Source organism: Bacillota bacterium, assembly GCA_013314855.1.
In the GTDB taxonomy this organism is placed as follows: Bacteria; Bacillota; Clostridia; order Acetivibrionales; family DUMC01; genus Ch48.
Genome location: JABUEW010000166.1, coordinates 1 through 7,111, shown reverse-complemented (window position 1 = coordinate 7,111; position 7,111 = coordinate 1). Strand labels below are relative to the sequence as shown.

Genomic DNA, 7,111 nt, shown 5'->3' with positions numbered 1-7,111 from the left:
TGTTAATCCGACGAGGGATAAGCAAATCAACTGTATGAGCAAAATAATTACATTGATGTGCTATTAAATTTTATTCAAATTATTTTGCGAGTTTGATTTGCCCCGAAGTGAATTTACAGGCTCTAGAAGCCTGGAGCACCGTTTCCGGAATATAATGGGTCATGGGAAGAAAATGCGCCCTCCGACAATTGCAATATTTACATTTATTATTATTATGCTATAATTAAAGTGTTTACAACACTTAGCATATTTTTTATTGCACGCTATGTTATAATTTTAACAAAAAGTGAAGGTTAATTACTAGGAGGTTATAAAAATGCATAAAAGATTATTTATTCCAGGACCAGTTGAAGTTACCGAAGACGTCCTTCAAAAAATGGCTACCCCTATGATTGGACATAGGACAAAAGAAGCGTCGGCATTGCAGAAGAGCATTTCCGAGAAAATGATGAAAGTTATGTATACAAAAAATCAAATCCTTTTATCTACTTCATCCGGAAGCGGTCTTATGGAAGGAGCAGTAAGGTCATGTACCCGAAAAAAAGCTGCAATATTCTCGATAGGTGCTTTTGGTGATAGATGGTATAAAATGGCTTTGTCAAATGGCATAGAAGCTGATATATTTTCTTCAGAACCAGGTAAACCTACTACCCCCGAAATGGTTGAAAGGGCTTTATCCAAAGGAGAGTATGATTTAATTACCATAACCCATAATGAAACATCAACCGGTGTAATGAACCCTGTAGAAGAATTGGCGGATGTTTGGAAGAAATACCCAGATGTTGTTGTATGTATGGATACAGTAAGCTCAATGGGAGGTACAAAAATTGAAGTAGACAAACTGGGTATCGATATTTGTATTACTTCAACTCAAAAATGTTTGGGCCTTCCTCCAGGGATGGCAATCTGCTCCTTTTCTCCAAAGGCTGTGGAAGCTTCAAAAAAGGTAAAATTTAGGGGTACATACTTAGACCTTTTGGACCTTTATGAATATATACAGAAGAAGGATTATCAATATCCATCCACACCTTCAATTTCTCATATGTTTGCTCTGGATTACCAGCTTGATAAAATATTGGCTGAAGGACTGGAAAATAGATTTGCCCGTCATTTGGAGATGGCAAAGTATACCCGTGAATGGGCAAAAAAATATTTTGAGCTTTTCCCCGAAGAAAAATATGCTTCAAACACCCTTACCACGATTAGGAATACTAGAAACATAAATGTTGGAGAATTAAATAAGAAACTGGGAGAGCGGGGCTATATGATATCTAACGGTTATGGACAGTTGAAGGATATTACTTTCAGAATAGCCCATATGGCGGAAACCACTTTGGATGAAGTGAAAGAATTATTATCTTTAATTGAAAATATTATTGGATTATAAATGGAATGGTATGACGCTTTTTGAGGTGAGAGCTAGATTCAAATAAACATACAAATAAAATATAGGGTTTCGGAATCCCGAGACCCTATATTTTTTGGTCGGAGTGACTGGACTTGAACCAGCGACCTCTTGCACCCCAAGCAAGCACTCTAACCAAACTGAGCTACACCCCGCTACGGTTTTTAATTATAGCATAAGGCATAAAGAATGTAAAGATATATTATGTTTTTTTGGATTATCTGGGCGTATTTTACTAAACATTAAGCAATTTGAGAGCTTAATGTATAAAATACTGAAATATGAAGATAATGTAATAATGAATATTTTTACATTATTTTTATGTTTATGTTTATTATGGATTAAGGAGGCGATGGAAGATTAAAAAGTATATAAATGGCATTTACCTGTCAGGAGGATTACTGTTTTTTCTTATAATAGTGTTATGTGGAAACAATTTTGTAATATATAAATCATATAAAAAAGCATATAAGGAAATTGAAGTGCTTTCACTTGATAATAAAGAAATTAGACTTAAAAATAACCGTTTGAATACTGAGTTGGAAAAGTTGAAAGATGAAAATGAAATGCTAAAAAGGAGCTATTTTGATACTGTTGATGAAAACGAAAAACTTCTAAAAACGATAGAAGAGCTAAAAAAACTAAATGAAAAGCTGACTGAAAAAAATGAAGAGTTAATAACCAAGAATAATGAATTGACCGGAAAGAACAAAGAATTGGCACAAGACAATATTGCTCTTCAAAATTCTTTAAAGATGGCAGCTTCTGTGGGAATAAAGCCACAGAATTATGTGTTGTTTGAGGGTTTTAATTCTAGTGACTCTATAAACAGGGGGAAATACATCGGGGAATTTTTAGGTACAGCTTATACTCCCAGTATAGAAGAGTGTGGAAACAATAAAGGAATAACAAATTCAGGCAAGCCGATAATTCCTGGCATATCTGTAGCTATTGATAAAAATCACTGGCCCTTTGGGACTATATTTTATATTAAAGGATTAGGATATACTATTGCAATGGATACCGGGAGTTCAGTAAAGGGCAAGTACCGATTTGATTTTGCAGTTTTTGACAAGGAATTTGCAATGACCCTAGGTTCAAGAAAATGGGATGTTTATCTTGTAAAGATGGGTAATGGAAAGGTTGAGGACATACCTTTCAGTTCCTTAGGGAGGGAGTATTTTTGAATATTAAAAAAGCTATTATAAATTTGCTTATTTTTCAGGAGCCTGAAAAGATAGAGAACTATATTTTAAAAGAAACCGAAGAAGAGCAGTTGCAGTCAAATGCAAAGAAAGATACGAATGAAAATGTAACGAAAAATAAAAAGAATAAAAGAAAAAGCAATAATAGTGAAAACAGTGATGGCAACGATAGGGAAGCAAATAAAGGTGTTAAGATAAGCAATGATATATCTAAAAGCCTTGAATATATGAAAAAAGTCTACAGCATTCCTATTAACGGGGATGTTATTATAAGAGAATTTAATGTAATAATCAAAGATAAAGCTATAGAAGCTTTTGCAATCTTTATAGACGGCATGATTGATAAAAAAGTAATAAATGAAGCCATATTAAAACCGTTAATGCTTCTTTCAACCTTTGATATAAAAAGCAATGAAAAAGATATCGGCAATTATATAAAAGATCATCTTCTACCGCAAACACAGCTAAAAGTAGTAAGGACATATGAAAGTGTTATTGATGAGGTCAATTTTGGAGGGTGTGGGATATTTATTGATGGAATTGATCTTGCTTTTACTGCGGATGTTAAGGGCTGGGAACACCGAAGTGTAGAAAGGCCTAATGTCGAGCTTATTATAAGAGGACCACAAGAAGGTTTTACTGAGGTCTTGCGAATTAATACGGCTCTTATAAGAAAAATTATAAAAAATGAAAATTTAATCGTCGAAAATATTACTGTTGGTAAAAAAAGTAAAACACCTTGTGGTTTATTATATATAAAAGACATTGCCAATGATGCCCTTGTTAATCAAGTTAGAAAAAGGCTCAAAAGCATTAAAGTTGATTATATTCAGGATTCAGGCGAACTGGAACAATATCTGGAAGATAATACCTTCCTAAATGTGCCGCAAATAATTGACACGGAAAGGCCTGATAAAGTTGCAATGCTTCTTACCGAAGGGAAGATAGCAATATTAATGAACGGTACTCCTATTGCACTGGTTATGCCTTCCAATTTAATAGAATTAATTAAATCTCCGGAAGATGCTTATATAAGATATCCTTATGCCAATTTTTTAAGAATAATTAGACTGTTGGGGATGTTTTTTACTCTTCTTTTACCCGGCTTATATATTGCAATAACTAACTACCACCATGAAATGATTCCAACTGACTTAATGCTTGCCATTGAAGCTTCACGGGAGAAAGTTCCGTTTCCTTCCATTATAGAATTACTTATTCTGGAAGTCTCCTTTGAATTAATACGTGAGGCAGGTATAAGAGTACCGGGGCCCATAGGGCCAACCCTTGGAATAATAGGGGCGCTGATACTTGGACAAGCTGCTGTTGCTGCCAATATAGTAAGTCCAATTTTGATTATTATAGTTGCAGTAACAGGGATAGGGTCTTTTGCAGTTCCCAGTTTTTCTCTGGGTTTTGGAATTAGGGTATCCAGATTTGTCTTTATTTTACTTGGAGCAATGGCAGGATTTCTTGGTATTGCTACAGGTTTATTTATAAATGGGTTATGGCTTGCTGCAGCAAAATCTTTTGGTATACCTTTTATGGTGCCTTTTGCACCTAAAGTAAGTAAAAAGAATCCTGATTTTATTTTAAGGAAAGCAATTTGGAGACAAGAATGGAGACCTGACTATTTGAATGTGAAAAGGGAAAGGAACCAACCACATATCAGCAGGGGATGGGTTAAAAAATAAGGGTAATGTTAATAAAAGAAGGAGTATGGTAATGAGTAATAAGGTAGTGTTCGGCAACTGGGAAGCTATTAGTTTAATAATGCTTGTGATATGCAACCAGGTTTTTTTGAATATGCCCCGCATAGTAGCTGAAGTTGCAGGCACAGGAGGCGGGATTCTTATTATATATGTAGCAATATTAGCTTTTATTGCCCTTTGGCTGATAATAAAATTGTATAAAAATTACGAAGGAATGGACCTCATAGATTTAGGTGAATATATTGCCGGCAGGGCAGGAAAGATTTTTGTCGGGACTGTCCTCTCGGTATATTTAATATTTGTAATTTCTATTATATTAAGAGAATTTACTGAAAATATGAAAATCATATCCTTACAGGTATCCCCAATAAGTTTTGTCAGCTTATTTTTCATTGTTGGAATGGCAGTAGCTGCATATTTGGGGCTGGAAGCCATAGTAAGGTATAATTCCATTGCAGTCCCGATAATTCTTATTTCCTATATATTAATTTTATTAGGTGTTACCAATTATTTTAATTTTACAAGGCTAGCTCCCTTTTTGGGGTTTGGCCCTTATGAACTATTCGTAGCAGGTATCCCAAAAGTTTCACTGTTTTCAGAAATTATAGTGCTTTTTTTTATTTTTCCGTATTTAAAATCATATAAAATTTTCAAAAAAGCAGGATATACGGGCTTCGCAATTTCCGCACTAATACTAATCATAAGCATATTCAGTTATTTACTGATATATGCCTATCCAATTTCTATTGAAAATTTTCTTCCTGTATATCAGCTTTCACGGCTGTTTAGTTATGGAAGATTTTTTGAAAGGATCGAATCAATATTTTTAATTGTATGGGCCACAACAGCACTTTTGTATTTATCATCCAGCACTTTTTTTGCTGTTTTTTTTATCAAAAAGGCTTATGACCTGGAATACTACAGACCTTTAATTATTCCTGTTATCATAATTATATTTAATTTAAGCCTGCTTCCTCCCAATCTTATGACAGCAATAAAACTTGAAGTTACGTATTTCAGGAGTTTTGCTTGGATTTTTACATTTGCTCTGCCCTTAGTTTTATTACTTATATCTTCGTTTATAAAAAAGTATGGTTTGAAGGAGAGGATAAAAAGAAGGCGTCATGAGTAAAAAAATGTTTTTTAGGACAATATGTCTGTCCTTATTATTATTGATATTTTTATTTTTATCATCCGGATGTTATGATAGACGTGAAATTGATGATATGGCTTATGTAATGGCAGTAGGCTTTGATAAAGGGAAAACAAATCCTTTAAGAATGACATTGCAGATTGCAGTACCAAAGGCAATAGGAGCTGGAGGAGGCGGTGAAGGAAATGGTGGAAGAAGTGACGGAGGAGGCGGTAACAGTTCAGAAGGAGGAAATAAATCGGTAACAATAACAACAGTGGAAACTCCCACTATATATTCAGGTATTAATGTGGTTAACAATTATATAAGCAAACAAATTCACTTTTCTCATGCGCAAGCCGTTGTATTTTCTGAAGAATTGGCCAGGGAGGGTATAGAAAAATATATACATGCTTTAATAAGAGGCAAGGAGTTTAGAGGAAGTATGTTTGTAGTTGTAGTAAAAGGGAGTGCAGAAGAGTACTTAAGAAACGTTCAACCAATATTGGAAATTAATCCGTCAAAATATTATAGAATGATATATCAAGCTTATAGATATACTGGGTTTACTGCAAATACCATTTTAATAAACTTTTATTTGAAAACAGAGTGTTTTTGCAGCCAGGCCGTAGCAACACTTGCCAGTGTAAGCAAGTTTGAAGATTCACAGAATATAACAATTGAAGGTTCTACTTATAGAGAAAAAGGCAAAGAGTATCCTTTAGTTGGTGACTATACAGCAGGCAATATTCCACAAACAGGTAATACAAATACAGAAATAATGGGTCTTGCAGTTTTTGATGGAGCTAGAATGGTTGGAGAATTGGATGGTGAAGAAACCTCTTATTACTTGATGGTTACCGGTGAATATAATTACTCTTATATTACTGTACCTGACCCTATAGATGAAAACAGTTTTGTTGTGTTGAATGTTAAAAAAAGGAGAAATCCTACTAAAAAAGTTCAGATGGTAGATGGAAAACCCCTCGCCTATGTTAAAGTCGATTTGGAGGGGGATATTTTATCAATTCAAAGTGGACTTAATTATGAGGATCCGGATAATGTGAAGATACTCGAAGAATGGGTTGAAAAGTTTTTTAGGGAAGGTATACTAAGGTTCTTAAAAAAAACGGCAGAAGAATACGGTACCGATATTTGTAGTTTAGGAGAGAATATGAGGATAAAGTTTTTAACATGGAATGACTGGATGGAATTTAAGTGGCTGGATAGATATAAAGATACAAAATTTTCGGTAGATGTTTCATTCAAGATACGTAGGCCAGGATTAATATTGCGTTCAAATCCGGCTGTATCAACAGAAAGGAGTAAATGATAGTAATTATAACATTAAATACAATATTAATTTTTATTATTCTAGCATGGGTATTTATTTATACAACAAGCTATAGTGTATGGACTTTTAAAAGAAAAAACAAAATCGGTGCAATAATGGTATTTATAATTGCACTGATAGCACTTCTATTGCCGATATTTACTATATATTATACAAGATAATTGATGTGGCAGGGGAGACAGGACTCGAACCCGCAGCCGACGGTTTTGGAGACCGCTACTCTACCAATTGAGCTACTCCCCTTCAGTGACTTTTTTAGTATACAATAAGTTTTTCTTTGTGTCAATAGGTTGCAAAAGTCAA

5 protein-coding genes and 2 tRNA genes are annotated in these 7,111 nt (G+C 34.2%); 5 read left to right on the top strand and 2 right to left on the bottom strand.

Annotated features, from left to right (window positions below):
* Positions 1-316 precede the first annotated feature (316 nt).
* Positions 317-1,387, top strand: coding sequence for an alanine--glyoxylate aminotransferase family protein (locus HPY74_18845; protein NSW92671.1), 1,071 nt, complete (start codon positions 317-319; stop codon positions 1,385-1,387).
* Between the two features lie 95 nt (positions 1,388-1,482).
* On the opposite strand, the gene HPY74_18840 is transcribed toward HPY74_18845, so the two are convergent.
* Positions 1,483-1,560 (bottom strand) — tRNA-Pro (locus HPY74_18840).
* 147 nt (positions 1,561-1,707) lie between these two features.
* Between HPY74_18840 and HPY74_18835 the strand changes: the two genes are divergently transcribed.
* Genes HPY74_18835 through HPY74_18820 form a run of 4 tightly spaced genes read left to right on the top strand, consistent with a single transcriptional unit; the run spans position 1,708 to position 6,787 of the window.
* Positions 1,708-2,592, top strand: a complete 885-nt coding sequence (locus tag HPY74_18835; GenBank protein ID NSW92670.1) for a hypothetical protein — start codon at positions 1,708-1,710, stop codon at positions 2,590-2,592.
* Positions 2,589-4,304, top strand: coding sequence for a spore germination protein (locus tag HPY74_18830; GenBank protein NSW92669.1), 1,716 nt, complete (start codon positions 2,589-2,591; stop codon positions 4,302-4,304). The genes HPY74_18835 and HPY74_18830 overlap by 4 nt, the downstream gene beginning before the upstream one ends.
* A 31-nt stretch (positions 4,305-4,335) precedes the next feature.
* Positions 4,336-5,454: a GerAB/ArcD/ProY family transporter gene (locus HPY74_18825; GenBank protein NSW92668.1), complete on the top strand. Its 1,119-nt coding sequence runs from the start codon at positions 4,336-4,338 to the stop codon at positions 5,452-5,454.
* A complete protein-coding gene (locus HPY74_18820; GenBank protein NSW92667.1) occupies positions 5,447-6,787 on the top strand; it encodes a Ger(x)C family spore germination protein in 1,341 nt (446 codons plus the stop codon). Before HPY74_18825 ends, HPY74_18820 begins: the two co-directional genes overlap by 8 nt.
* Before the next feature lie 188 nt (positions 6,788-6,975).
* Here the strand turns inward: HPY74_18820 and HPY74_18815 are convergent.
* Positions 6,976-7,051: transfer RNA gene (locus HPY74_18815), tRNA-Trp, on the bottom strand.
* Positions 7,052-7,111: the final 60 nt, after the last annotated feature.

Bases quoted from the DNA above. Each gene is read 5' to 3' on its own strand.
- HPY74_18845 (NSW92671.1), top strand. From the start codon at position 317: ATGCATAAAAGATTATTTATTCCAGGACCAGTTGAAGTTACCGAAGAC.
- HPY74_18825 (NSW92668.1), top strand. From the start codon at position 4,336: ATGAGTAATAAGGTAGTGTTCGGCAACTGGGAAGCTATTAGTTTAATA.
- HPY74_18820 (NSW92667.1), top strand. From the start codon at position 5,447: ATGAGTAAAAAAATGTTTTTTAGGACAATATGTCTGTCCTTATTATTA.